We start from the raw sequence: 24996 nt of genomic DNA on the forward strand, positions 1-24996 counted from the left end.
GCAAACCATGCGAACGCGCCAGAGCACAGCAGCGCCCCATCTTTTGAAATATGAGCCGGAGCGTGTTATATTGGCACAAGTCATTTGAACGCGGAGCCCATATGCCAAGCGCCGCGACACGGAAGGAAAGAAGTCCATTGCGTAACTAGCAGGTCGGATTCTCGTACACGAACACAGTGCGCGCGTTTTCGCGCGCCGACGAGCTACATCCGGCCAAGCGCATGCTTTGTAACCATGCGCGTATTCAGTAATCAGCAGCAATGACAGCGGCAATAATCACTGATCAGCTAGGAGAGACTTCATGCAACTGACCATTTCTCATCTCGGTTTCACTTACGACAACGCCACCGAACCATTGTTCACCGACATCAACGCCACATTCGCGCCAGGTTGGACGGCGATCATAGGCGACAACGGCATCGGCAAAACGACACTCGTCAAACTCATCTGCGGGCAACTGCCACTGCAACGCGGTACGATTACGCCAAAACCGAGCAGTCTCATCATCTCGATCTGTGTGCAGCAACTCGACGAGCCACCCGCCAATCTCGACGATTTCGCCGCCGACTGGTCACCGGAAGCATTGAAAATACGCCGCTTGCTCGGCATAGACGATTCGTGGCTCTACCGTTTCGACACACTCTCCGGCGGGCAGGCGAAGCGTGTGCAAATCGCCTGCGCGCTGCAACGCGACCCCGACGTGCTGATTCTCGACGAGCCCACCAACCACGTCGACGCGCACACCAGGGCGGCGATCATCGACGCAATGCGCGCATACTCCGGCGTCGGCATCGTGATCTCACACGATGTGACACTGATAGACGCCACCTGCACGCGCTGCCTGAGCTTCGAACGGCAGCACGTGGACGGGCATAACATCACCGTCGCCGTGCCATACCAAGGCAACTACAGCGAAGCCTTCGCACAGATGACGCAACGCAATGCAGACAGTTCACGTGAACTTGCGCGTGCGAAAGCGGAAACGAACAGGCTGCGTGCCGTGCAAGCCCAGCGCATAGACAAGGTGCGCGAAGCCGCGCGCGCCGGCAACGCGCACATCGACGCCAAAGACCACGATGCGCGCAATGCCCGCAAAATGGCCAAATCCACCAGTCTCGACAGCGGTGTCTCATCCAGCCTCGCACAGCTCAACGGCCGACTCAGCCAAGCGCAAGCCGCCCAGCAAGGCATCGCCACGGCAGCCAAACGGTATGAGGGCGACTTCTGGACACGCCCGGTCAACGCGCACCTGAACGAAGTCGCCCATCTTGACGCAGGACTATTGCGGCCCGGCAGCACGCAAGTGAGCGACGACGCGCAGCCGGACGACGTGACCAGCGAACTGACCATCTCCGGCAACGCCTGGACCATCACCGGGCCGGAAGACCAGAGCATCACGGCGATACGCATCCCCACACTCAGCGTGGGACCGACCTCGCACATCGGACTGACCGGCGACAACGGGCTCGGCAAAAGCACGGTCATCGCTGCGCTCGCCGAACACATCAACCCGCTCGCCCGCGCGCTCATCATCCGGCAGGACACCACGCAACGCGACGCCGACGACGCTCTCACACGTCTGCACACGCTGCCGAGCGAAGATCGCGCCACCGTGCTCTCCGCCTACGCGCAGCTCAACGCCGACCCGGACAAACTGCTCGCCGGGCAAGCGCCATCGCCGGGAGAATTGCGCAAATTATTGCTCGCCATGGCCACGGTGGACGACATCGACTTCATCATCATGGACGAACCCACCAACCATCTTGACATCTCTTCGAAACAGGCATTGGCACGCGCGCTCGCCAACTACGGCGGCGCGCTGATCGTGGTCAGTCATGACGACGATTTCATCGCGGCGATCGAAACGCCAGCGCAAGCATAGGAGGAACAGCATATGAAGGCACCGCTTACGATCGCATTCGCCCAGTTGCTGCCACAGAGCGACCAGCTTGCCTTGGGCGAGCAGGCATGCCGTGACGCCGCAGCACATGGCGCGGATCTGATCGTGTTTCCGGAAATGTGGAACGACGGGTACGAGATTCCGCAATCCGAGGAAGCGTTGCGCGCGCTCGCCGTCTCCGGCGACGGCGCGTTCGTGGCACGGTTCGCAAGCTTGGCACGCGAACTGCATATGGCGGTCGCGATCACCTACTTGAAAGAAGAGCAGGGCAAATATTTCAATACCGTGACCTTGTTCGACCAGCAGGGCGAACGTGTGCTCGACTATTCGAAAGTGCATATCTGCACGTTCGGTGATGAGCGCATGCTGACGGCCGGCACCAGATTCCCCGTGACCACATTGCACACTGCCAAAGGCGACGTGCGCGTGGGCTGCATGATCTGCTTCGACCGCGAATTCCCCGAATCCGCCCGCACGCTCATGCTTAAAGGCGCCGAACTGATGCTCGTGCCGAACGCCTGCCCTATGGAGGTCAACAGGCTCAGCCAATTGCGGGCGCGTGCTTTCGAGAGCATGGCGGCGATCGCCACATGCAACTATCCGGAAGGCAAGCCGGATTGCAACGGGCACTCCACGCTGTTCAATGGCATCGCGTTCAACGATGCGAATGACGACATGCTCGTCATGGAGGCGGGGGAGAAGCCCGGCATCTACTATGGCGAGCTTGATGTGGACGCGTTGAGAGACTACCGGCAGCGTGAAGTGTGGGGCAACGCATATTACGAGGCGTAAGGCATTACGCAGATAGATCACGCGTACAACAAAAGACGGTGGGAACAATATTCGTTGTTCCCACCGTCTTGCAGTCTTATCTACATTGCCTGCAGTGTGTCAACCTTGCAGACCGTTGAGATCAGATGTGGAAGTAGAGCTCATACTCAAGCGGAGTCGGCTGCAGACGAGCCTGGTCGATCTCACCGCGCTTGAGGTCAATCCACGTGTTGATCAGGTCCTCGGTGAACACGTCGCCGGCGGTCAGGAAGTCGTGATCCTCCTCGAGGGCATTCAGAGCCTCGTCGAGCGAGCTTGGAACCTGCTTGATGCCCGCATGCTCCTCCGGAGGAAGCTCATAGAGATCCTTGTCGACCGGCTCCGGCGGCTCGATGTGGTTGAGAATGCCGTCGAGACCAGCCATGAGCTGTGCGGAGAAGGCGAGGAATGGATTGCACGACGGATCCGGTGCACGGAATTCGATGCGCTTGGCGGCAGGGGAGGTGCCGGCCAGTGGAATGCGGATAGCGGCGGAACGGTTGCGTGCCGAATAGACGAGGTTGACCGGAGCTTCGAAGCCCGGAACCAGGCGGTGGTACGAGTTGAGCGACGGGTTCGTGAATGCGAGCACCGAGGAGGAGTGCTTGATCAGACCGCCGATGTACCAACGGGCCATGTCAGACAGACCACCGTAGTTCTTCTCATCGTAGAACAGCGGCTTGCCGTCCTTCCACAGGGACTGGTGGCAGTGCATGCCGGTGCCGTTGTCGCCTGCGATCGGCTTCGGCATGAAGGTCGCCGCCTTGCCTGCGAGTGCAGCGGTCTCGTGGATGACGTACTTGTATTTCATCAGATCGTCGCCTGCATGCTGCAGCGAGTTGAAGCGGTAGTTGATTTCCTGCTGGCCGGCGCCCGCAACCTCATGGTGGGCGCGCTCGAGAATCAGACCGACCTTCTGCAGGTTGGCAACCATGTCGTCACGCAGATCCTGCGTGTGATCGGCTGGCGGAACAGGGAAGTAGCCGCGCTTGACGCGGTTCTTGAAACCAATGTTCGGCGTGCCGTCGTCTTCGACGTCGATGCCGGAGTTCCACGGGGCTTCGATGGAATCAACCTCGTAGAAGGAGCCACGCATGTCGTTGCCGAAACGAACCTTGTCGAAGATGAAGAACTCGGCTTCAGGAGCGAAGGAAGCGGTGTCGGCGATGCCGGTGGCCTTCAGGTAGGCTTCGGCCTTGGCTGCCACCTGGCGTGGATCACGCGAATACGGTTCGTCGGTGAGTGGGTCGACGATCGAGAAGGCGACATCCAGCGTCTTGTGCTTGCGGAACGGGTCGACGAACGCGGTCTCGATGTCTGGAACCAGCTTCATGTCGGATTCGTTGATGGCCTGGAAACCTTCGATGGAGGAGCCGTCGAATGGCATGCCCTCATCGAACGCGTCCTTGAGGAATTCGCTGGCAGGAACCGTGAAGTGCTGCTGAACGCCAATCAGATCGGTGAAGCGCACGGAAACGTATTCGATGCCTTCCTGATTGATGAGAGCTTCGGCGTCTGCCTTGGTTTTGAGTGGGGTCACGGGACCGCTCCTTTCAAAATGTTGCTTACGATGTATCAGCATAGGACGAAGGATTTCACCCACTCGAAATTTGAGTTAACAACATGTTTCATGCGTCGAATACCTGTTCACGCAGTGTGAATGCAAATACAAGGGGAATATGTGGGAATACAACAAGGGGGTTCCGATTGCTCGGAACCCCCTTGAAAGCTGGATGGGTCAGCGACCACGCATCGCGCGGCGGCTCACTTTGTGAGCGCGTGTCGGATCGACACCCTTCGGAATGCCCATGCCGCTGCGGCGCTGCAGCGTGTGCAGACGTTCGTTCAACGTCGTCAGCTGCTGCTTGGTGAGCGCGAAACGCCGACGCGGGCGGATCTTGCGCATCAACGCGTTCGAATAATCATTCGGCACATACGATTTCTCTTTGATCACCGTATTGCGCAGATCGCGCAGCTTCACCTGCTTCGGGCCGTCGCCGACCGCAATGCGGTAGATCGGAATATGAGATCCGGCGGTCACGCCCTTGATCTGACGCTCCTGACGATCCATCGCCTGCATCACACGACCGTAATTGCCTTCGCCGATCAGGTAAATGCCCTGATAGCCGGTGCCGCGCCAGATCGCATCACGGGTGCGAGGATCAACCCATACAGGCTCCTGCGGAAAATCGAATCCGGCACGGTTCATGTTGCCAAGAATGCTGATGGCCGCACCCGGCTGACCTTCCATGCGCTTGTAGCCAACGTTGTCGGCACGACGGGTGAGCACGATCGTGAACAGCAGCAGGCCGATCGTCAACGCGAGAATAACCGTCAGAATCCATGTGAGCCAACCCCAATGGAACACGATGCCACAGATGACGGCGACGATGACCGGCGCGAGGAACGCGCCACCGGTCAGCCACGGCAGCGCCTTGTCTTCCGCATACGTGAACTTGAAGATCGTGATCAACTGGCGGAACATGCCGCGCTTTTTCGGCTTCTCTGACTTCTCTTTCTCAGCCATGAATTCCTCTCTAAACTCAACTAGGCTCGAAGCTGGTCAATAATTACTGTTCATTACTGTATCAGCAAGCGCTGTCGCACGCGCAAATCATCTAGCGATTGTGCAGCGGCCTGCCATCCGCTTTGAGCAACGTTTCACCGAGCATCTCGCTGAACGTCGGATGCGGGTGTATGTTGCGGGCGGCGTCACTAAGCGGCACGTCATTGCCGATGATCTGCTGCGCCTCCGCGATCAGATCGCTCGCATCAGGCGCGACGATATGCACGCCGAGCACGTGTGTGATGGCATTCGGATCGTTCGCATCGGCGCCACTGACCACCGAAACGGAGCCGGCAGCACCGCTCATCAGCATACGGGCGTTCGACATGACCGGGATCAGCGTCTCCTGCACATTGGTGAACTGGTCGTTCTCCTTCGCCTCACGAAGTGTGTAGCCGACCGACGCGAATTCGGGATTGGAAAACACGACGGAGGGAATGGTGCGTTCGTCGACCGGCTTCGGATTCAACCCGGCTATCGACTCGGCGACCACATACCCCTGCTGGTAGGCGCGGTGGGCGAGCTGATGCCCGACGGTGATGTCGCCCAACGCCCACACATGCTCACGGTTTGTACGCCCATAGGCATCCGTCTTCACCATGCCAGCGTCATCGAGATCGATGCCCGCCTGCGCGAACCATGGCTCATCGGTGTTCGGCATGCGCCCCACGGCGACGAGCATCCATTCGGCGAACACCTGCTGGGCGTCGCCGGCGGCGTCGGTGTAGTGCACCGTGGCACCGAGGTTCACGCCGGTGTCGACACTGGTGATCGTGGCCTTCGGAATGATGGTGATGCCCTGTCGCTTCAATTCGCGGAACAGGATCTTCGCGGCGCGCTTGTCGGAATGCGACAGCACGATGTCGTTGCGAAGAATCAACGTGACGTCGGTGCCCGCCGAATTCCACATCGACGCGAACTCCAACGCCGTCGCGCCAGAGCCGACGATGATCGCGCTATGCGGGAACGAGGTGAGGTTCAACGCCGCGGTCGAATCGATGATCGCATGGCTGAACGGCGCCGCGGGAAGCGGACGCGGGCGTGAACCGGTGGCGATGATGATGTCGCCGGCTTGCACCGTCATCGACTGCTCGCCATCAGCCAGTTCACCATCGTCACCGCGCGTACGCACCGTGTTTTGATCCTGTGAAGGGGCGATGTGCAGCAGACCGTCCTCGCCTATGGATGCTTCGCCTTGCACCATATGCACGCCTCGGTAGGTGAGCAGGCCGAGCAGACCGTCACGCATCGTCGCCACGGTGTTGTCTCTAAAATCGGTGAGTTTGCCGAAATCTATTTCCTGCACGGCGGAGACGATGCCGACCTCTTCGCCGCGTCGTATCGTGTCGAGCGTGCGGGTGGCAGTGATGAGCGCCTTGGACGGGATGCACCCGCGGTTCAGGCACGTGCCACCGACTACGCTGTCTCGCTCGACGAGCAGCACGGATTTGCCGAGTTCCGCAAGACGCAACGCGGCCGCGTATCCTCCCGGACCTGCTCCGATGATCGCCGCATCATATTGTTCAGTTGCCATATCGACTCCTTGAGCTTACCCATGTCGGCAGCTCGACTCCCAAGAATTCGCTGTGAATCCAGTTGTGCCGCACAAATCCCAGACTACTCGCAACAGCGCGGAGCATTGCAGCGCGCACTATGAGTATCTGTGACAAATGAATACAAACAATATAAATAAAAGGGAACGCGGCAGGCGTTCCCTCAATCTGTGAGCATATTCGAAGATTTACTTCGGGTAATTACCGCGCTTCTTATAGCGAGGCTTCGGCAGGCGCCAACGGCGGAACTGAATGGAACGGCTCCACGCATATGAACCGGTGCGCATGCCCTTCGCCACGGACTGTTCGCCGAACTTGGCGATCAGCAGTCGCTTGAGTTTGCGCCACATGATCACTTCGTCGACGACGATCGCGAACAAATACAGATATAGCAGTGTCATGATGATGATCGACACGAGCGGTGAAGGGAAGATCACGGTGAACACGACGGAGGCGCACAGCATGATGAGCGCCACCGGAATGAAGAACTCGCCGATGTTGAAACGGGCATCGATGTAGTCGCGCGTATACACACGCCACGGCAGACGTTCAGCCTTCGGCATGTTGTTGATATCGCCGGTGCGCATCGCCTCATATTCGCGATTCTCGCGCTCACGCAGCCTCTGCTTGGCGAGCTTACGCTGCTCACGTGTGTTCTCCGGAACCAACGGACGTAGATTCTTGGCCTGCGCATCCTTGCGTTTGGGTGTTGGACGCCCCTTGCCGACAGTGGAATTCTGCTCGGGCTGCTCCGTCTCCTGTGCGGAATCCTGATCTTTCTTCTTGAACAAAGCCATGCCCGTTAGATTACGGGCAACTCTAGACGCGAAGCAGCGCAAAAACGGGTTACAATGGCCGTTTGGAACGTTTTTTGTGAAGACTTAGGAAAGGGTATGCCCATGCTGCTGTCCGCTGACCAGATCCGCGCACGTGTGAACGCCGACTGGGATTCGATTTTGGACGTCGTAAAAGACAGGATCGCGTTGCGACCCATCTCCGCCAACGGAATCTCGGGGGAGCACATGCGCGCCTCGGCGCAATACGTTGCCGACAAGCTGCGCGAGGTGGGTGTTGACGCGCAAGTGGTGCAGGCGCATGACGCCCAAGGCAATCCGAGCGCGTGGGAGGTCATCGGTTCGACGGTTGTGGATGAGAACGCGCCGACCGTGCTGCTGTACGCGCACCATGATGTGCAGCCAGTGCCTGACGAGAACGAGTGGAACACGAAGCCGTTCGAAGGCACGCAGCAAGGTGACCGTCTTTTCGGACGCGGCGCATGCGACGACGCGGGCGGCATCGCCATCCACTACGGCGCGCTCAAGGCGTTGGGCGACCAGCTTCGCGTGAACATCAAAGTGTTCATCGAGGGCGAGGAGGAGATGGGCTCCGCCAGCTTCATTCCGTTCATCGAAGCGCATCACGACGAATTCGAATCCGACGTGATCATCGTCGCCGACTCCGGCAACTGGGCGCCTGACGTGCCGTCGCTGACCACAAGCCTGCGCGGTAACGCCACCTGCGACGTGCACGTGAAAGTGCTGGAGCATCCGGTGCATTCCGGCCAATACGGTGGCCCGATCCTCGACGCGAACACGACGGCTGCGATGCTCATCGCGAAGATGTATGACGAGCAAGGCGAGTTGAACATTCCAGGGCTGAAGGCAGGCGAGCCGATCGGCGGCTTGCAGCGGGATCTCGACGAGGTGAGCATGCGCGCTGCCGCGGGCGTCGTTGACTCATACAAGCTCGCAGGCACCGGTTCGTTGGCTTCGCGCCTGTGGACGAAGCCAAGCGCCACGGTGATCGGCTTCGATGCGCACCCCGTGGAAGGTTCTTTCAACGTGATTAGTCCTGAGACGACGTTCCGCGTGAGCCTGCGCGTCAGCCCATTGCAGGACCCGCATGAGGCGATGAATGCGATGGTTGACTTCTTCGAATCGAACGCCCCGTTCGGCGCCCAAGTGCACGTGGAGCCACTCGAAGCGGGCATGGGCTGGGCGATGGATCCGAACTGCACAGCCACGCAGGATGCTCTGGAATCATTGAAGGAAGCCTTTGGCGTCGACCCTGTGAACAAGGGCGAAGGCGGCTCCATTCCGTTCATCCCCGAGCTGCAGAAGATCTTCCCGCACGCCCAAGTGCTCGTCACAGGCCCTGAAGACCCGATCTCCAATGCGCACAGCCCGAACGAGTCGGTGAGCGTGTCGGGATTGAAGAACGACGTCGTGGCGGAAGCCCTTCTGCTCGACAAACTTGCGCAGAACGACTAAACGGGATCATCCAAGCGGCTTCCAGATCTCCAATCGAGGCTGCAACAACGAGGGGATGTTCGTCGCAACGCAGGTGAGTGCGTCGCTGTTGTTGAAATCGAAGCTGAAGCTGTTGTCAAGAGTGGCGTCTTCGGTCGCACTGTTCGCATACGCATCATATTCTTCTCGGTATTGCTCCACCGTATAGCTGCGCGATACCAGATTCTTGCGATGCAGGCAGTCGACCAACGCCACTTCCGGATCTCCATAGAACTCGGGGTTTCCCAACTGCGTGCGATATACATGATCGACGGCAGCCACCCGTGACGTTCGGCATGCGTCGATATCGTCGTACAGTTTGCGATTCTGAGCATCCGACATACCCTCGGATGAGACGTATGCCGGTGCGAAATAAATGCCGTTGGTGAGGTTTTGCGGAGGCTTGGTGTACCCCTTGTCAACCAAACATTGCCGATAGGACTCCCACGCTTTGCTATATGACGCATATGGGATCTCTCCCTCGTGCTGAAGCGCTGCGCGGAGGACCTCTTTCTGGGATTCGTCGTATTGACTGTCACTGAGATATGAGTCGATGAGGTCGGTCATACTGCTTGCGAACTTACTTTGATCCGCAGTGCCGGCCTCATCGCTGGTCTCCGTGGTGTTCGTCGAGCAGCCCGTCATGCCGATGATGCAGGCGATGGCCGCGAGCAGTGATAATGCTTTGTGAACATTCTTCATGGTGACTCCTCGCAAGTGATATCAACCGAAAATGTGATCTCGGTATCGTGGTTGCCCCTTGTACGGAGGAAGTTCACCCGCCCCTCCATGCTGGAACGCCCTCGTTATGGAATCTCTTCTGGTGTTCCTCCATGTTGACAGGTGATACTGTGAGGTGCCAACCGTTCTACACAACATGCACAGGAATACGCATGTTGTGTAGAACGGTTGGCACCTCTTCGAATATCTGGCATGCTGATAACACATGCGTCTCAACGGGGAGGCGGACGGATGAAGGAGAAGGGCGGATGGCACGGCAAGCGAAGAAGCGGAGGCGCTCGCGGGCGACGGCGATCACATGGGTGCTGCTGGCCATCGTGGTGACGGCGGCATTGAGCGTCGGGGCATGCGCGCTGTGGCTGCCGGATCGGGCGCCGAGCATACTCGGCACTGCAAAGCAGGCGCAGTCGGCGCCGGCGAGCGTGCAGTCGTATTCCGGGCAGCAGCAGGTCAATGTGGTGCCCACCATCTCCTCCGACAGAGAGCTTCTGGGTAACGCCAGCGGCATCGTCACGGCCAATTGGACAGACACCCAGCTGCGGTCGGGAACCCGCGCGTACCAGGTCAACGATCGCACGGTGATCGCCATACATACGCAGACGCCGCTGTACCGTGATCTGAAAACGGGGATAAGGGGGAAGATGTGCGTTCGCTCAACAATATGCTGAACGCGCTCGGGTACAACAGCGTCCCCGACTCCGACACATTCAACTGGAACACCGCCAACGGCTGGCAGCAGCTCATGAACGATTCCGGCAACACCAGCAAAGGCGAGCTGGCGCTGACAGACACGATGTGGATTCCCGAAGACGTGGTTCAGGTGAGCGGGTGGACAGCCACGCAAGGATCGAACGTGAGCGCCGGCACCACGTTGGGCAAAGTGCCGGGCGGACTGGTGAAACTGGCGATCCGTGGAGGGCAGCCATCAGACAAGGAGCGCACGATCACCGTGTTCGGCGTCTCGTCGCCTCTGCCGGCGAAATCCACGGAAATCACCGATTCGGCGGTGTTGAACAAAATCGCGCAAACACAGGAATACCAGAGCAAAACGCCGGAGGAGAGGGTCGCTGGATTGGATGCGCAGCTTTCCCTCAACGAGGCGATTCAAGTGTTGCGAGTGCCGGCTGCAGCCGTGTTCGGCGTGCAGGGGACGAGCGGATGCATCGCCGTGGATGGTCAGGGCACAGCCTCCGTCATACCGGTGGAGATCATCAGCGGCGAACTCGGCGCCAGTTTGGTGAAACCGGACTCGGGGGAGCCGGAACAGGTGCGCACGGTGCTCATCGGCAGCAGGCTCAACGATCTGAAATGCGGCGCATGATGGAACTCGTGGTGCATGACCTCGCACATCGATTCCCCGGAACGGATGTGCTGTTCGAACACCTGAACTTCACTGTGCAGCCTGGGAGCACGGTGGCGGTCTGCGGGCCATCAGGCTGCGGCAAATCCACGCTGTTGTCGATTCTGGCCGGATGGGAGAAGCCATACCGGGGAACGGTGGAACGTTTGGGGATCACGCGCACCGGATGGGTGTTCCAGAACCCATATGGCGTGCCGGAACGATCGGCGCTCGACCACGTGGTGCTCCCATTGCTGGCGAAGGGTCTGACACGGCGTGAAGCCGAACCGCAGGCGTTGGAAGCGATGGGATTGTTCGACCTGCAGTACGCCTCCGATAGGCGCTTCAGCGACTTGTCTGGCGGTGAGGCGCAACGCTTGATGCTCGCCCGTGCCGTCTGTTCACACCCCGACATGTTGCTGGTGGATGAGCCGACCGCCCAGTTGGATACGCGAACCGCTCATTCGGTCAGTCACGTGCTCGGTAATCTCGCCGGTCAGGGCATGATCGTACTTGTCGCCACGCATGATCCGGACACGCGTGCCGCCTGCTCCCGTGTGATCGACTTGGCCGAATACGCGCCTGTGGAAGGCGAGGTGGTCGAATGAGATTGCGTTCAATTCTTTCGGAGAGCCTGAGAAACATCGGCAGCGGCACGGCACACGCGTTCATACTGTTCCTGGGAGTGTTGCTGTGCGGTGTGCTGTTCGGAGGCTATGAGGCATATAGCGTCATCGCCATGGAACGGGAAGCGCTGACCCGTGTGCAGGCGATGGCGGACGTAGACATGGTGGTGGGAGCCGAAGTGGATGGTGCAGCCTGCGATCGGCTCGCCACGTCTACCGGCGGCGCGTTGCAGCAATCCGGCGCAGTGCGCGCCGGTGCGGAAGTGGCTCCGGTGTCGACTCCGGGCAAGACGTTGCAGACCTATGAGGTGACCGCCGGAATGCTCGCGCTTGTCGCATCCAATGAAGGTGACGCCACTGTAGACACATCCGGCATCTGGGTGCCCACCGATGTCGCCACGGATTTCGGCTTATCCGTGGGAAGCTTGCTGCACACGGATCACGGTTCCTCCACTGTCAGCGGCATATACGACTGGCCCAACGACGGGCGTGACACTCGCTTCGCCTACACGTTCCTCATTCCGCAACCGGCGTCGGCGAAAACGTTCTCCGAGTGCTGGGTGCGGCAATGGCCACGTTCGGAAGCCAACAGCCAGTTGCTGTATGCGACGTTGAATAGCAACGGCAGCGACGAGCGTGCCGGCATCATGTCGATCAACAAGGGTTTCGATGCGCACTACAACGCGAATGCCGCATACATGGCGCGCATCACCCGATGGATCCCATACTTGGCACTGATGCTCGGCGTCATCATCGGAATCTTCGCCGTGCGCAGGCGCAGACTCGAATACGCCGGAGCACTCCACTCTGGAGAAACCAAAGGCGCGCAACTGCTCACCATCGGCATCGAAACGATCATATGGGCGGGCTTGGGGTCGCTCAGTGCATTCGCCCTCATCAACGCCTATTGCCTGCGTATGGCACCCGCGGATGCCGCCGCCGTCATAGCCTCGGCGTCAAGAGCACCCCTTGCCGTGTTCGCGGGAGCGTTGCTGGCATCCATCATCAGCGGAACGGCCATACGCCAGTCGCAACTGTTCAAACTGTTCAAGCAGCGTTGACAAACCGCTTGAATTGCTGATCTCGGAGTTATGCGCCTGCGTCTTCGACCCGCATGCGGTCATCGGCATGCCATAGAATCAGGAACCGACACGGGGGCTGGTGCTTGCATCGGCTGAGAGAGGGCAAACCTCGACCGATTGAACGTGAATCCGGACAATGCCGGCGCACGGACGTCGTTCTTCCCGTGCCTGAAATCAAAGAGAAGACAGAAAGGCACATCATGTCAGCTTCCATCGTCGAAGCAAAACCAATCCTCAAATGGCGCGTGGTAGATATCGCCGTCGCATCGGTTATCGGCGTCGCATCGTCGCTCATCTACTGGTTCGTCTCGTTCATCAGCACAGTGCCATGGAGCCTGCTCGAAAGCGTGGTGCCAGGCTTCGCGGGAATCATCAACGGTTTGTGGCTCTTCGCCGGCCCGTTGGCCGCGATCATCGTACGCAAGCCGGGCGCGGCACTGTACGCCGAAATCGTCGCAGGCGTGCTCGAAGCGCTCATCGGCAACATGTGGGGCGGTGTCGAAACCTTCCTGATGGCGCTGGTGCAAGGCCTGTTCGCTGAGATCGCATTCATGATCTTCGCCTACAAGAAATGGAATCTGGGCGTCACCGTGCTGTCTGGCGCATTGAGTGGCCTCGGTTGCTGGGGCTACTCGTTCTTCACCCACCTGCAGGCCATCGACCTCACCGGCTCATACGGCATCGTCTACCTGATCACCACCGTCATCTCCGGTGCGCTCATCGCGGGCTTGGCCATGTGGTACCTCTACATCGGCATCGCCAAAACCGGCGCCCTCGACCAGTTCGCCTCCGGCAGGCAGGTCAAACGCGTCAAGCGCTGACCGCACATACCCCGCAACCACAGTCAAGAGCAAACGCAGTCAAGCCACATACAAGCCATATCAAAGGAGCCAATGGTGAAGTCGGCACATGCACAACACCCAGTGCACAGCGAAGACCACGGCGATCAGGAAGGCGATCACAGTGTTCACAAGGAACGCAATGCCACATTGCGATTCGAACATTGGGGCTACAGGCACGCCTCCCGCAACCATTTCGCCGTTCGCGGGCTGAACCTCACCATTCGCCCCGGCGAACATGTGCTGCTCCTCGGCGCATCGGGCATCGGCAAATCGACGATACTCGAAGGCGCAGCCGGCCTGCTCGGAGACATGGCAGGCGAACAGGCCGGCACGCCACAACACCAGGTTGCCGTGGAAGACGCCGACGGCGGCATCACGGAAGGTCGCATCACCGTCGATGACGTCGACGTGCATCAGGCACGCGGCAGAATCGGACTCGTGCTGCAAGACCCCGACGCTCAGGCCATCTTCCAACGCCTGGGAGATAACGTGGTGTTCGGCCCCGAAAACCTCGACGTTCCACGCGACATCGCCTGGCAACGCGTCAACGCGGCACTCGACGCCGTGGGCATGGCGGGAGTGCAGCTCGACCGTTCCGTCATGCACCTCTCCGGAGGGCAGATGCAACGTCTCGCGCTCGCCGGAGCGCTCGCCATGCAGCCGGACGTGCTGCTGCTCGACGAACCGACGGCGAATCTCGACCCCGACGGCGTGGTGCAGGTGGTGCGCGCAGTGCATGACGTGCTCGACCAGACGAAAGCGACGATGGTGCTCGTGGAGCACCGGGCCGATCGGTGGATCGACATGATCGACCGCGTGGTGGTGCTCGGACTCGAAACCGACAACGATGTTCGCAAGATCAACCAGAACGGCTTTGACGACGAGATCAACCGCGACCGTTTCCGCAACACCGTGATCGTGGCCGATGGCACTCCGGAACAGGTGTTCACCGACCGAAACATCGACTTCAACGAACTGGGCATCTGGGTTCCGCAACGATTCCGCGCGCCGGAAGACGAGATTCAGCGCATTCACACCGCCGACGAACCCGATTACCCGGCCGAAACCGGTCTGCCGCAAACCGTGCTGCAGACCAAGGAACTCGGCATCGGCAGAAACGGGACGGCGATCGCGGAGCATATCTCGATCGACTTCCACCCCGGGCAGATCACCGCGCTCGTCGGCGCCAACGGCGCCGGAAAATCCACGCTGTCGCTCACACTGGCGGGATTGCTCCAGCCGGTGAACGGGGAAGTGGTCGCCTCCGACGAGCTCGCCGCGCCACTCACCAAGGTGTGGCCGATCGATTGGACCTCCCGCCAGCTCGCCTCCCGAATTTCCTACGTGTTCCAGAACCCGGAACACCAATTCGCCTGCTCCAGCGTCATCGATGAGGTGATGCTCGGACCGCTGCGCACCGGCGTGGAAGAGGCCAAGGCGCGCGAACGCGGCATGGACCTGCTACGACGTTTCCACCTCAACCAGTATGCGCACATGAACCCATACACGTTGTCAGGCGGCGAGAAACGCCGGCTCACCGTGGCGGCCGCGTTGGCTTCCATGCCACGCGTGCTGATCCTCGACGAACCGACGTTCGGGCAGGATCGCCGCACATGGATGCAGATCGTGCACCTGATCCACGATCTGCGCTCCGACGGCGTGAGCATCATCGTCGTCACGCACGATCGCGAACTGGTGACGGCATTGGGCGCTCGCGTGATCGAACTGGTGCCGACCGAACATCCGCGTGATTTTGCCGATAACACGGCTGAAACCGTGGCTGCGCAATTGCTGGCTCCAGATGCCGGCGAAGCCACGCTCGTGCCGGTGAGCCGTGTGAATGAACGTGAGGATGTGATCAAGCCGGCGAGCCGCTCGCGCTACCTCGCCTCCATCAATCCGGTGTATCGGTTGTTCGGCGCGTTCCTCGCCTCGCTGCCATTGCTGCTCAGCCTCGACTGGGTGTCGGCGGCCGTGGCGCTTGGTTTGGAATTCATCGTGCTCATGGCCATAGGCTTCACACCATGGCGCATCGTGCGCTCCACATGGCCGATCTTCATCGGCGCTCCCGGCTCCGCGCTGGCCGTGCTGCTCTACGGCAAAGCCGGAGGAGACACGTGGTGGCAGTGGGGTTGGATCAACATCACCGACCGTTCCGCCGAACTCGCGTTGGCCACGGGACTGCGCATCCTCGCGATTGGCATTCCGGCGATCATAGCGGTGCTCGGCATCGACGCCACCGACTTGGCTGACGGATTCAGCCAGATTCTCCACTTGCCCGACAGATTCGTGTACGGCGGTCTCGCAGGTATGCGCCTGTTCTCCGTGCTGCAAGACGATTGGGCCGCGCTGACCGCATCACGACGTTCACGCGGCTTGGGCGACGACAACGCCGTGGCATCGTTCTTCCCGCAGGCATTCGCGTTATTGGTGCTGTCTATTCGACGCTCCACCACATTGGCGGTGGCGATGCAGGCGCGCGGATTTGGATCCGACGCACCCCGCAGTCACGCGCGCGTCAGCACCGTGCACGCGCGCGACTGGGTATTCCTCGTAATCTGCCTGCTCATGCCGGTCATTGCGTTGGTGAGTGCCGGTTTCGCGGGAACATTCAGCTTCATGGGCAACTAGCATGCAGCATATAACCGCACAGCACCCACCTTGCATATAATCCGCACACCTATGCTCACAATCTCAATATCAGTGAGTATGAGTAAACCTTCACTAAAATAAATCAGAGAATAATTCTCCGCACTGTATATTCCTCTCGTACAAAAGCCCGTATCTGGGAGAAACATACATTACGGAGAATTATTCTCCCTTCGCGCCACCGGCATGCTCGTCCCGCACAAGTTTGAACACGCTGTCGGAACGCTCGGCGATCTGCGGGGAATGCGTCACGATAATCACGCACCTATTCTGCTTATGCGCCAAATCGAGGAAGATGCGCATGATGTCTTCCTGAGTGGCGGGATCGAGATTACCGGTCGGCTCGTCGGCGATGATGATGCGCGGATCCGCGCTCAACGCGCGCGCAATAGCCACGCGCTGCTGCTCACCACCCGACAGATGAAGAATCCGCTCGTTCGCATATCGTTCCGGCAGATTCACCTGCTTGAGCAAATCCAACGCGATCTCCTTCTTCGGACGGTCGAATTTCTTTCCCGACGCGTCCATCGTCAGCATGATGTTCTCCAGCACCGTCAAACCGGGCAGCAGATTGAAGCTCTGGAAAATCACGCCGATGTCACGGCTCCGGTACCTGTATCTATCCATCTTCGCCAGATCGCTGTTCTCAAACAGCACCTTGCCTTCGGTCGGCGTGGTCAACCCACTGATCAACGACAGCAACGTGGTTTTGCCAGCACCCGAAGGGCCGACGATCGCCGTCACCTTACCACTGTAGAAATCGCGGGAGATATGCGAGATGACGTTGCGACCTTTCTTCGCATACGCATAACTCACATCGTCGAGACGCAGAATAGGAGTTCCGGTCTGCGCATGCTCGGTCTGAACAATATCGACATCGGTTTTCTCTGTAGTGGTCATATCACATGTTCCTTTGCATAACGAATATCACGAACGATCAGCGAGAATCTGCAACGGCTCGTATCTCATCACGAACACCGCGGCGGTCAGAGACGCCAACAGCGTGAGCGCCAAACCGATGAGCAGCATGATGCCTATCGTCGCCCAGTTCACCGTCGCGTTCACCTGAGAGATCATCGACGACGCCTTCTGCATGCCGCCGCGCAAACCGCCCGGTTCCTGAGGAGCCGCCTGCGTGCTCTTCGAATCCTTCTGAGACGAGTTCGATGAGGAGTCGGAGGAAGAACTCGACGAGGAATCCTGCGAACCAGGGCCGCCCTGCATGTCACGACCGAACTGCGCTCGCTGCTGCTCCATCTGCGTCTGCTGAGACGCCACCTGAGACGACAGCAGCGAATTGGAAACCGGCACGGACGTCGCTGCACCAATGCCAGTGCCGATGATCAGTCCGACGAACACCACAGTGAGTAGCTCGACGGCGAACTGCGCCGCCACCTTGACTTTCTTCACACCGATGGCAGTGAGCACGCCGATCTCATATTTGCGCTCGCGAATATTGAAAATAGTCAGAATGATCAGCACTACCGCGCCCACCGACAGCACGACTATCAGCAGCGTTTTCGCGAACTTCGCCAGATTGTCGAAAGGAACGAGGGACTGCTCATATTGCTCGACGTCCATCGAAGACACCGTGTAGTCGCTGCTCAATCCAGCCGCCTTGACGTCTGCGACGAACTTGTCGTAATCCGACTTGCCGGAGAACACATAGGTGTAGCTCAGCTGAGCGGCCTGCGTAGTGCGCGAATTACCCTGCGAATCGGTGACGGTGAGCGTCTTCGTGCTGTCGAGACCGAGCTTCTTCAACGTGGCGACCGACATGTAGATCGCGTTCGCCGAATCGTTCGCGGCCGAAGCCATCGGACCGCCCGCCTGCGAAGACGACGAGTCCGAGGAGTTCTCGTAGATGCCGACGACCTTCAGCGTGTACGTTTTGCTGGAGTCGCTCACATTCGCGATTTTGAACGTACTGCCGACCTTGAGATTGTTCGCGTCGGCGAGCGTCTTCGAAATGAGCACTTCGTTATCGTCGGTCTGCGAATAGCCGAACACCTGGCCGGACGACATCGTGAACGTTCCATTCGGTGCGTTCGCAATCGCTTCGTCGGAAGAGAACGCGACCAGTGAGAAGTCGCCGGACGTCATCATCATGCCGCCGCCGTCACCGCCGGGACCTTTGCCTCCCTGTTCGCCAGACCCTGACTTATCTGAATTATTCGAGGAGTCCGAACTCTTCGACGAGCCACTGCTCGAGGAGTTGTTGGAAGAGCTGCTCGACGAGTCGATCGTGCTGATGCTGCCGCTCACTTCGGCGGCGGAACTCGTCTCGATGTAATACGACGAAGCGACACCATATTCTGATTTCGCGTATTTCTGATAATCGGCGAGCGTCAGTTGCTTCTCCTGCATCGCTTTATTGACGGCGCTCATATCGGGTTTGTCGCTCGACGAATCCGATGATTTGCTCGACGATGCGATGAGCGCATTGCGGTTCAACGAGATTTGCGCGGTGATCTGCGTGTTCTGCAACGCCGAGCTTCGCGCATGCTGCGCCGCCTGCACAATGGCAAAGCTTATTGTTGAAGCTGCGGAGATGATGGCCACAACGATGATGATCAGAATGTTGCGCCCTTTGTTTCGCCACAGGTTCTTCAAGGCGTTCCTCACAATGAACATGAGACTCCTTTTGTAGAAAAATACTCAACTATGACGCGCGCATATCGCCCGCGCATGAATGACCAGCATATTGGGCGAATGTTCGCGAACCCGGAGATCATGCTGGAGAAAACTGAAGAGGTTATTGTGAAGTTCCTCCAGACCACATAGACAAATTCTGAGAATTTGCTGAAATACTCGTGCTTGAGATGCGACGAGTGTGCTGTGCCATAGGCACGCTAGGCTGGAAGACATGCCAATCGAACAGCAAGTGATGAGCAATGTGCGGGCGGAGCGCGTGCGCCGCGTGGCGGAGCTGGCGAATCGCAAGCACCGCGAGAAGAACTCGCAGTTTTTGATAGAAGGACCGCAGGCCGTGCGCGAGGCGTTGACATGGCAGCCGCAGATCGTGCGCGACGTGTATGTGAGCGCCGACGGTGACGAACCGGATTCGCCGATCAGCACGGCGACGCTCGGCAAGCTCGCGGCGCAGGCCATGCGGGAGAACATCTATGTGCACAAGATGACGCGTGACGTCGAGCACAAGATGAGCAAGGACGCGCAGGGCATCATAGCGGTGGCTGATCTGCGCGCGTGCCGTGAACGTCTCGAACGTGTACCGCAGACGCCGCACCCGTTCATCGCGGCGTTCTGGCAGGTGCGCGACCCGGGCAACGCGGGCACGGTGATCCGCAGCGCGGACGCGGCTGGCTGCGACATGGTGATTCTCGTCGGCGATTGCGTCGACGTGTTCAATCCGAAGGTGATTCGTTCGACAACCGGCTCGCTGTTCCATTTGCCGGTGCTCACGTTGAGCGAAGACGAGTTCTTCGAACTGTGCCATGAGAAGAAGACGTCGATCATCGCCGCGGACGTGTATGGCACGCAGAAACTGCCGCCGGTGAGCCTGCCCGAACTCGAACGTGACCGCCAGTTGCTGGCCGGAGGGAAAGCGGTGCTGTTCGGCAACGAGGCGCGAGGACTGGAAACAGGGCTGCTTGACGAATGTGATATGGTCGTTTCGATTCCGATCTACGGAAAAGCCGAATCATTGAACCTCGCCACAAGCGCTTCCGTCATGTTGATGAGCATTGCTATGTCGAGTCGTGTTGAAACAATGGAAAGTCGGTAAAACGTTGAAATGACGCGTATTTTGCGTGATTCATCTTCAGAAAGGGTTCTCGTGGCAGAAGGCATGACATTTGATGCCGATGCGGTGGCCAGTTCGGTTGCCGAAGGCATCGCCGCTATCGAACAAGCCTCCTCGATGGAGGAGTTGAAGGCCATTAAATCCAAATACGCAGGCGCAGGGTCGCCCATGACGTTGGCCAGCAAAGCCATCGGCTCGCTTCCCAAGGAAAGCAAGAAGGAAGCTGGCAAGGTGATGGGCAAGCTGCGCGCCGACTTCGGTCGTGCGTATGGCACGAAGGAAGCGCAGGTCAAAGCCGAGGAAGAGGCGCGGGAACTCGCCGCTGAAACCGTTGATATGACGTTGCCTGTCACTCGTAAGCCGCTCGGTGCTCGCCACCCGCTGCCGAAGCTCATGGAAGATGTTGAAGACTTCTTCGTGGGCATGGGATGGCAGATCTCCGACGGTCCGGAAGTGGAGACCGAATGGTTCGACTTCGATGCACTGAACTTCGGCCCCGACCATCCTGCCCGCCAGATGCAAGACACCTTCTACGTCAAAGGCAATCAGGCCAAGGACGCCGCGGGCTTCGTGGGCTCCAACATGGTGATGCGCACGCAGACCTCCTCCGATCAGGTGCGTGGCCTCATCTCGCATGGCGTGCCGCTGTACATCGCCTGCCCCGGACGCGTGTTCCGCACCGATGAGCTCGACGCCACCCATACGCCGGTCTTCCACCAGGTGGAGGCCTTGGCCGTAGACAAAGGCCTGACGATGGCCGACCTCAAAGGCGTGCTCGACAAGCTGGCCGTCGCCATGTTCGGCCCGGAGGCCAAGAGCCGACTGCGCCCAAGCTACTTCCCATTCACCGAACCGAGCGCGGAACTGGATCTATGGTTCCCCGACAAGAAGGGTGGCCCGGGTTGGATCGAATGGGGCGGTTGCGGCATGGTGAACCCGAACGTGCTGCGTTCCGCGGGCATCGACCCTGACATATACACCGGCTTCGCCTTCGGAGTCGGCGTCGAGCGCACGCTGCTGCTGCGCCACGACATCAACGACATGCACGACCTCGTGGAAGGCGACGTGCGATTCAGCGAACAGTTTGTGATGGGGGAGTGATACCCGATGCCAATGGTTGATATGGGATGGCTGCGCGAGCACGTCGAAGTCCCCGAGAACATGACCTATGAGGAGCTGGCACGCGATCTGGTGCGCGTCGGACTCGAAGAGGAAGAGATCCACAAGAGCGACGTCACCGGCCCGATCGTCGTCGGCTATGTCGTCGATGCGACGCCTGAGCCACAGAAGAACGGCAAGACCATCAATTGGTGTCACATCGATGTCGGCGACAAATACAACGCCGTCGACGAGAAGGGCAACAAGGTGCCACGTGGCATCATCTGCGGTGCTCCTAACATGAAGGCCGGCGAGAAAGTGGTCGTCACATTGCCGGGCGCCGTTCTGCCAGGTGATTTCAAAATCGAGCCCCGTAAAACCTACGGTCATATCTCCGACGGCATGTGCGCGTCGGAACGTGAACTCGGGCTTGGCGACAGCCACGACGGTATCATTCTGCTCCGCGAATACGGTTTCACTCCGGAGGAATACGAAGCGTTGAAGCCAGGCGACGACGCCATGCACCTGCTGCACTTGGACGAGCCGATTCTCGAAATCAACGTGACCCCTGATCGCGGCTATGCGTTCTCGTATCGCGGCATCGCCCGCGAATTCCACAATTCCACCGGTGCGGCTTTCACCGATCCGGTGACCGATCTCAACGATCGCGCCCCACAGCTGGAAGAGCAGGCCGGCGGCTCGCACGACATCGATGTGATCATCGACGACGACAATCCGATTCACGGTGTGGTCGGTTGCGACCGCTACTATGCACGCGCACTGCATGGCTACCACCCGGGCAGCCCGACGCCGAATTGGATGCGTCACCGTCTTTCCCGCGCAGGCATGCGTTCGTTGAGCCTGCCGGTTGACGTGACCAACTATGTGATGCTTGACTTGGGCCAGCCGATGCACGCCTACGATCTCGATAAGATCAGCGGCCCGATCGTGGTGCGCCGCGCCCGTGCGGGAGAAACGTTGGTGACACTCGATGGCAAGAAGCACGACCTCGATCCGGAGGATCTGCTCATCACCGATTCCCCGAACGGCGAGCAGGGCTCGCGTATTCTCGGCCTCGCCGGAGTCATGGGCGGCCAATACGGCGAAGTGACCGATGAGACGACCAACATCTTGCTGGAAGCCGCGCACTTCGATCAGGTGACCATCGCACGTTCGGCACGTCGTCACAAGATCCCATCGGAAGCGTCTCGCCGTTTCGAACGCGGCGTCGACACCCAGATCCAGCCGGCCGCAGCGCAGATGGCCGTCGATCTGCTCGAGAAATACGGTCAAGCTCAGCCAAGCGACACGCCACGCGACGTCAACAACGTGCAGCGCATCCGCCCGATCGTCTTCAAGGCGAGCGAAGTAAAGCGTCTCACCAATCTCGATCTCGACATCAATGAGATCAGCGACATTCTGACCGACATCGGTTGCAGTGTCGCCGGAGGCGGCAACGGCGAATTCTCCGTCACCGCGCCGAGCTGGCGTCCAGATCTGACGCAGGCATGCGACTTGGTTGAAGAAGTCGCACGCATTTACGGCTATGACCGCATTCCGATTCGCGTGCCTCACGCCCCGGTCGAAGGCCACGTCGGTTTGACCGCCGACCAACTGCACAAGCGCCAGGTGGCCGACGAGCTCGCCGAATACGGTCTTGTGGAGACATTGAGCTACCCGTTCGTCGGGAATGCGGACTACAAGAACTTCCAGATCGATTCGGAGGCGATTGAGAAGGTCAGCGTGGAGATCGTCAACCCACTGGCGGGCGATCGTCCGTTCCTGCGCCGTGAACTGCTGCTGACGCTCGCCACGACGATTCAGCGCAATATTCACCGCGGCATTGACAACGTGAGCTGCTACGAGATCGGTCATGTGTATCTCGCCGACCCGAATGCGCCGGCCGTTCCCGCTCTGCCTGGCGCGGTGAAGCCGAGCGACGAGCAACTTGCGGCTTTGGACGCAGGCCTGCCTGACCAGCCATTGCATGTCGCAGCCATTCTCACGGGAAATGCGCAGGATGACGGTTGGCTCGGTGACCGTCGAGCCGTTGATTGGACGGATGCCGTCGAAGCGGTGCGCCGCATCGCAGGGCGTATTGGCGCCAGCATCGAGCTCGACCAGTCGAAGCCGGAGGAGTTCGAAGCGGCATGGCATCCGGGGCGTTCCGCTCGCATCATGGCCGGTGACATGCAGGTCGGCATGGTTGGTGAATTGCATCCGAAGGTCGATGACGCATTGGGCTTCCCGCACCACAGCGCGGCATTCGAAATCGACCTGACCGCGTTGTTCGGCACGTTGAGCAACAAGCCGGTTCAGGCCAAGCCGATTTCAACGTTCCCTCCGGTCAAGCAGGATCTCGCGTTCACCGTGCCAACAAGCGTTACGGCCCACGAACTGACCGAGGCCATTCGCAAGGCGGCGGGCGATATGCTTGAAACCATTGAACTGTTCGACGTGTTTACCGGCGAACAGGTTGGCGATAATAAGAAGTCACTCGCTTACGCAGTGACCTTCCGCGCACCGGACCGCACCTTGACATCGCAAGACAGCGAGGCGATCCGAGCACGCATCGTCAGCCAAGCCGCGGCACTGGGAGCGCAATTGCGCGCATAGCAGCCATCAGCTGGATCGGGGAATGAAATCCCAGGAAAATCCATTGCGATAATAAGACATTGGATGAGCAACAAGGTAGGAACTGCATATGAGTGAACAAGAGCAGCATGACACGAACAACACCGCGCCACACACGCCGGACGACGATCAGCGCCATGCTGCTCAGTCCACTCAGGCATCGCCGGCGTCTTCAAATGCGCCTGATGCTGCGCAGGACGATGTGAAAGGGCTCGTGCTCGACGGGAGCTTTGATGACGTGCCCACGAGCACCAAGCCATCCAACGGTTTGGAATACGGCGCAATGGACAACCAATACCCATCCACCTATGACCCATATATTTTCGGGCATCCCGATGCGGATGACGCGCTTGGCGAAGCCGCTGCTCGCGCCGAAGCGGAACGCGGGCAAACGCGCAGTCAGCACAATGCGAACAACGCCCGAAATACTCAGCAGGGTGCGCCATACCAGACGCGCAATCAGCCGGGCCAACCCAACGGCATGCCATACCAGCCATACGGGTACGGTCAGCAAGGTCAACCGAATCAGCAGAGCAGCCAGCAGCCGAACGGCCAGCAGCAATTCAACTTCAACGATCCGAACCTCATCAACAATCTCAACGCGATGAATCCCGACGATCCAGCGCAGAACCCGCTGTATGGTCACTGGGATCCGGGCGCCATCATCGCATTCGTGTTCGCGTTGATCTTCCCGTTGCCCGTGTTGCCGGCAATATTCGGTTGGCTGAGCATGCGACGCACCAAGGTCTACCACATGAAAGGCTACGGTCTGGCGGTCGCCGCAGTGGTCATCAACGTGCTCTTCACCATCGCATGGCTGTATTTGCTGATCTCAGGTGTGTCACCTAATGAATATTTGAATCAAATGCTGGACTCCATGAATCTAGGCAACAGTGGAGGAGATTCAGTCAGCGCCTGAAATCCCAGCGTATTTGTAGCATGTGCCCATCACCGTATCGGTATATAGACATGCATGTTTATGCAATGTACTGTATATTTGGTACAGTGATGGCACATGCATATGATGCATACCAATATGCGGTAGGAGATGACATGCCGAAATACTCTGTAGCCGTTGCAGGAGCGACGGGATATGCGGGCGGAG

At 59.2% G+C, this 24996-nt stretch carries 20 protein-coding genes and 1 riboswitch; of the genes, 13 read left to right on the top strand and 7 right to left on the bottom strand.

Going from position 1 to position 24996, the window contains the following annotated elements; genetic code table 11:
* Nucleotides 1-301 precede the first annotated feature (301 nt).
* Both GSD1FS_RS05330 and GSD1FS_RS05335 read left to right on the top strand, forming a co-directional pair.
* Nucleotides 302-1882, top strand: a complete 1581-nt coding sequence (locus GSD1FS_RS05330; protein WP_155588715.1) for an ATP-binding cassette domain-containing protein — start codon at nt 302-304, stop codon at nt 1880-1882.
* Nucleotides 1883-1894: 12 nt separating this feature from the next.
* Nucleotides 1895-2692: a carbon-nitrogen hydrolase family protein gene (locus GSD1FS_RS05335; protein ID WP_155588716.1), complete on the top strand. Its 798-nt coding sequence runs from the start codon at nt 1895-1897 to the stop codon at nt 2690-2692.
* Between the two features lie 121 nt (nt 2693-2813).
* Here the strand turns inward: GSD1FS_RS05335 and glnA are convergent, their stop codons facing one another.
* From glnA to GSD1FS_RS05355, 4 genes are all read right to left on the bottom strand, one after another.
* Nucleotides 2814-4250 (bottom strand): type I glutamate--ammonia ligase, encoded by a 1437-nt coding sequence (gene glnA, locus GSD1FS_RS05340; protein WP_343030210.1) that lies wholly within the window; start codon nt 4248-4250, stop codon nt 2814-2816.
* Between the two features lie 198 nt (nt 4251-4448).
* On the bottom strand, nt 4449-5237 hold the full coding sequence (locus tag GSD1FS_RS05345; protein ID WP_155588718.1) for a DUF4191 domain-containing protein: 789 nt from the start codon (nt 5235-5237) through the stop codon (nt 4449-4451).
* Between the two features lie 91 nt (nt 5238-5328).
* Nucleotides 5329-6810: a dihydrolipoyl dehydrogenase gene (lpdA, locus tag GSD1FS_RS05350; protein ID WP_155588719.1), complete on the bottom strand. Its 1482-nt coding sequence runs from the start codon at nt 6808-6810 to the stop codon at nt 5329-5331.
* 207 nt (nt 6811-7017) lie between these two features.
* Nucleotides 7018-7626 carry a DUF3043 domain-containing protein gene (locus GSD1FS_RS05355; protein ID WP_155588720.1) on the bottom strand — a complete coding sequence of 203 codons (609 nt, stop codon included), beginning with the start codon at nt 7624-7626 and terminating at the stop codon, nt 7018-7020.
* Nucleotides 7627-7728: 102 nt separating this feature from the next.
* Here GSD1FS_RS05355 and GSD1FS_RS05360 point away from each other — a divergent pair, with 102 nt between their 5' ends.
* Nucleotides 7729-9099, top strand: coding sequence for a dipeptidase (locus GSD1FS_RS05360; RefSeq protein ID WP_155588738.1), 1371 nt, complete (start codon nt 7729-7731; stop codon nt 9097-9099).
* Nucleotides 9100-9105: 6 nt separating this feature from the next.
* Here the strand turns inward: GSD1FS_RS05360 and GSD1FS_RS09770 are convergent, their stop codons facing one another.
* Entirely contained in the window at nt 9106-9819 is a 714-nt protein-coding gene (locus tag GSD1FS_RS09770) for a hypothetical protein (protein ID WP_246165848.1), read from the bottom strand.
* Nucleotides 9820-10106: 287 nt separating this feature from the next.
* Here GSD1FS_RS09770 and GSD1FS_RS09775 point away from each other — a divergent pair, with 287 nt between their 5' ends.
* The 6 genes from GSD1FS_RS09775 (at nt 10107) to GSD1FS_RS05390 (ending at nt 16378) form a co-directional block, all read left to right on the top strand.
* Nucleotides 10107-10526 (top strand): hypothetical protein, encoded by a 420-nt coding sequence (locus GSD1FS_RS09775; protein ID WP_246165850.1) that lies wholly within the window; start codon nt 10107-10109, stop codon nt 10524-10526.
* Nucleotides 10502-11179, top strand: coding sequence for a hypothetical protein (locus GSD1FS_RS09780; protein WP_246165852.1), 678 nt, complete (start codon nt 10502-10504; stop codon nt 11177-11179). Before GSD1FS_RS09775 ends, GSD1FS_RS09780 begins: the two co-directional genes overlap by 25 nt.
* Nucleotides 11167-11805 carry an ATP-binding cassette domain-containing protein gene (locus GSD1FS_RS05375; RefSeq protein WP_155588721.1) on the top strand — a complete coding sequence of 213 codons (639 nt, stop codon included), beginning with the start codon at nt 11167-11169 and terminating at the stop codon, nt 11803-11805. The genes GSD1FS_RS09780 and GSD1FS_RS05375 overlap by 13 nt, the downstream gene beginning before the upstream one ends.
* Nucleotides 11802-12884 carry a hypothetical protein gene (locus GSD1FS_RS05380; protein ID WP_155588722.1) on the top strand — a complete coding sequence of 361 codons (1083 nt, stop codon included), beginning with the start codon at nt 11802-11804 and terminating at the stop codon, nt 12882-12884. Before GSD1FS_RS05375 ends, GSD1FS_RS05380 begins: the two co-directional genes overlap by 4 nt.
* Before the next feature lie 80 nt (nt 12885-12964).
* Nucleotides 12965-13074: riboswitch (TPP riboswitch) on the top strand.
* A gap of 31 nt (nt 13075-13105) precedes the next feature.
* Nucleotides 13106-13726 (top strand): ECF transporter S component, encoded by a 621-nt coding sequence (locus GSD1FS_RS05385; RefSeq protein ID WP_155588723.1) that lies wholly within the window; start codon nt 13106-13108, stop codon nt 13724-13726.
* A 72-nt stretch (nt 13727-13798) separates the two neighbouring features.
* Nucleotides 13799-16378, top strand: a complete 2580-nt coding sequence (locus GSD1FS_RS05390) for an ATP-binding cassette domain-containing protein (protein ID WP_155588724.1) — start codon at nt 13799-13801, stop codon at nt 16376-16378.
* A gap of 180 nt (nt 16379-16558) precedes the next feature.
* Here GSD1FS_RS05390 and GSD1FS_RS05395 read toward each other — a convergent pair whose 3' ends face one another.
* Nucleotides 16559-17296, bottom strand: coding sequence for an ABC transporter ATP-binding protein (locus tag GSD1FS_RS05395; protein WP_155588725.1), 738 nt, complete (start codon nt 17294-17296; stop codon nt 16559-16561).
* Nucleotides 17297-17323: 27 nt separating this feature from the next.
* Nucleotides 17324-19030 (bottom strand): ABC transporter permease, encoded by a 1707-nt coding sequence (locus GSD1FS_RS05400; protein ID WP_155588726.1) that lies wholly within the window; start codon nt 19028-19030, stop codon nt 17324-17326.
* Between the two features lie 232 nt (nt 19031-19262).
* On the opposite strand from GSD1FS_RS05400, the gene GSD1FS_RS05405 reads away from it, so the two are divergent.
* From GSD1FS_RS05405 to GSD1FS_RS05420, 4 genes are all read left to right on the top strand, one after another.
* A complete protein-coding gene (locus tag GSD1FS_RS05405; RefSeq protein ID WP_155588727.1) occupies nt 19263-20141 on the top strand; it encodes a TrmH family RNA methyltransferase in 879 nt (292 codons plus the stop codon).
* A 63-nt stretch (nt 20142-20204) separates the two neighbouring features.
* Nucleotides 20205-21260: a phenylalanine--tRNA ligase subunit alpha gene (gene pheS / locus GSD1FS_RS05410; RefSeq protein WP_196425036.1), complete on the top strand. Its 1056-nt coding sequence runs from the start codon at nt 20205-20207 to the stop codon at nt 21258-21260.
* 6 nt (nt 21261-21266) lie between these two features.
* Entirely contained in the window at nt 21267-23873 is a 2607-nt protein-coding gene (gene pheT, locus GSD1FS_RS05415; RefSeq protein WP_155588729.1) for a phenylalanine--tRNA ligase subunit beta, read from the top strand.
* 88 nt (nt 23874-23961) lie between these two features.
* The gene (locus tag GSD1FS_RS05420; RefSeq protein WP_155588730.1) at nt 23962-24810 is read left to right on the top strand and encodes a DUF4190 domain-containing protein; all 849 of its coding nucleotides are present in this window, start codon (nt 23962-23964) and stop codon (nt 24808-24810) included.
* Nucleotides 24811-24996 lie beyond the last annotated feature (186 nt).

This window comes from Bifidobacterium canis (assembly GCF_009727065.1).
GTDB lineage: Bacteria > Actinomycetota > Actinomycetes > Actinomycetales > Bifidobacteriaceae > Bifidobacterium > Bifidobacterium canis.

Bases quoted from the DNA above. Each gene is read 5' to 3' on its own strand.
- GSD1FS_RS05330 (WP_155588715.1), top strand. From the start codon at position 302: ATGCAACTGACCATTTCTCATCTCGGTTTCACTTACGACAACGCCACC.
- GSD1FS_RS05335 (WP_155588716.1), top strand. From the start codon at position 1,895: ATGAAGGCACCGCTTACGATCGCATTCGCCCAGTTGCTGCCACAGAGC.
- GSD1FS_RS05345 (WP_155588718.1), bottom strand. From the start codon at position 5,237: ATGGCTGAGAAAGAGAAGTCAGAGAAGCCGAAAAAGCGCGGCATGTTC.
- lpdA (WP_155588719.1), bottom strand. From the start codon at position 6,810: ATGGCAACTGAACAATATGATGCGGCGATCATCGGAGCAGGTCCGGGA.
- GSD1FS_RS05355 (WP_155588720.1), bottom strand. From the start codon at position 7,626: ATGGCTTTGTTCAAGAAGAAAGATCAGGATTCCGCACAGGAGACGGAG.
- GSD1FS_RS05360 (WP_155588738.1), top strand. From the start codon at position 7,729: ATGCTGCTGTCCGCTGACCAGATCCGCGCACGTGTGAACGCCGACTGG.
- GSD1FS_RS09770 (WP_246165848.1), bottom strand. From the start codon at position 9,819: ATGAAGAATGTTCACAAAGCATTATCACTGCTCGCGGCCATCGCCTGC.
- GSD1FS_RS09775 (WP_246165850.1), top strand. From the start codon at position 10,107: ATGGCACGGCAAGCGAAGAAGCGGAGGCGCTCGCGGGCGACGGCGATC.
- GSD1FS_RS05375 (WP_155588721.1), top strand. From the start codon at position 11,167: ATGCGGCGCATGATGGAACTCGTGGTGCATGACCTCGCACATCGATTC.
- GSD1FS_RS05380 (WP_155588722.1), top strand. From the start codon at position 11,802: ATGAGATTGCGTTCAATTCTTTCGGAGAGCCTGAGAAACATCGGCAGC.
- GSD1FS_RS05385 (WP_155588723.1), top strand. From the start codon at position 13,106: ATGTCAGCTTCCATCGTCGAAGCAAAACCAATCCTCAAATGGCGCGTG.
- GSD1FS_RS05390 (WP_155588724.1), top strand. From the start codon at position 13,799: ATGGTGAAGTCGGCACATGCACAACACCCAGTGCACAGCGAAGACCAC.
- GSD1FS_RS05395 (WP_155588725.1), bottom strand. From the start codon at position 17,296: ATGACCACTACAGAGAAAACCGATGTCGATATTGTTCAGACCGAGCAT.
- GSD1FS_RS05400 (WP_155588726.1), bottom strand. From the start codon at position 19,030: ATGTTCATTGTGAGGAACGCCTTGAAGAACCTGTGGCGAAACAAAGGG.
- GSD1FS_RS05405 (WP_155588727.1), top strand. From the start codon at position 19,263: ATGCCAATCGAACAGCAAGTGATGAGCAATGTGCGGGCGGAGCGCGTG.
- pheS (WP_196425036.1), top strand. From the start codon at position 20,205: ATGACATTTGATGCCGATGCGGTGGCCAGTTCGGTTGCCGAAGGCATC.
- pheT (WP_155588729.1), top strand. From the start codon at position 21,267: ATGCCAATGGTTGATATGGGATGGCTGCGCGAGCACGTCGAAGTCCCC.
- GSD1FS_RS05420 (WP_155588730.1), top strand. From the start codon at position 23,962: ATGAGTGAACAAGAGCAGCATGACACGAACAACACCGCGCCACACACG.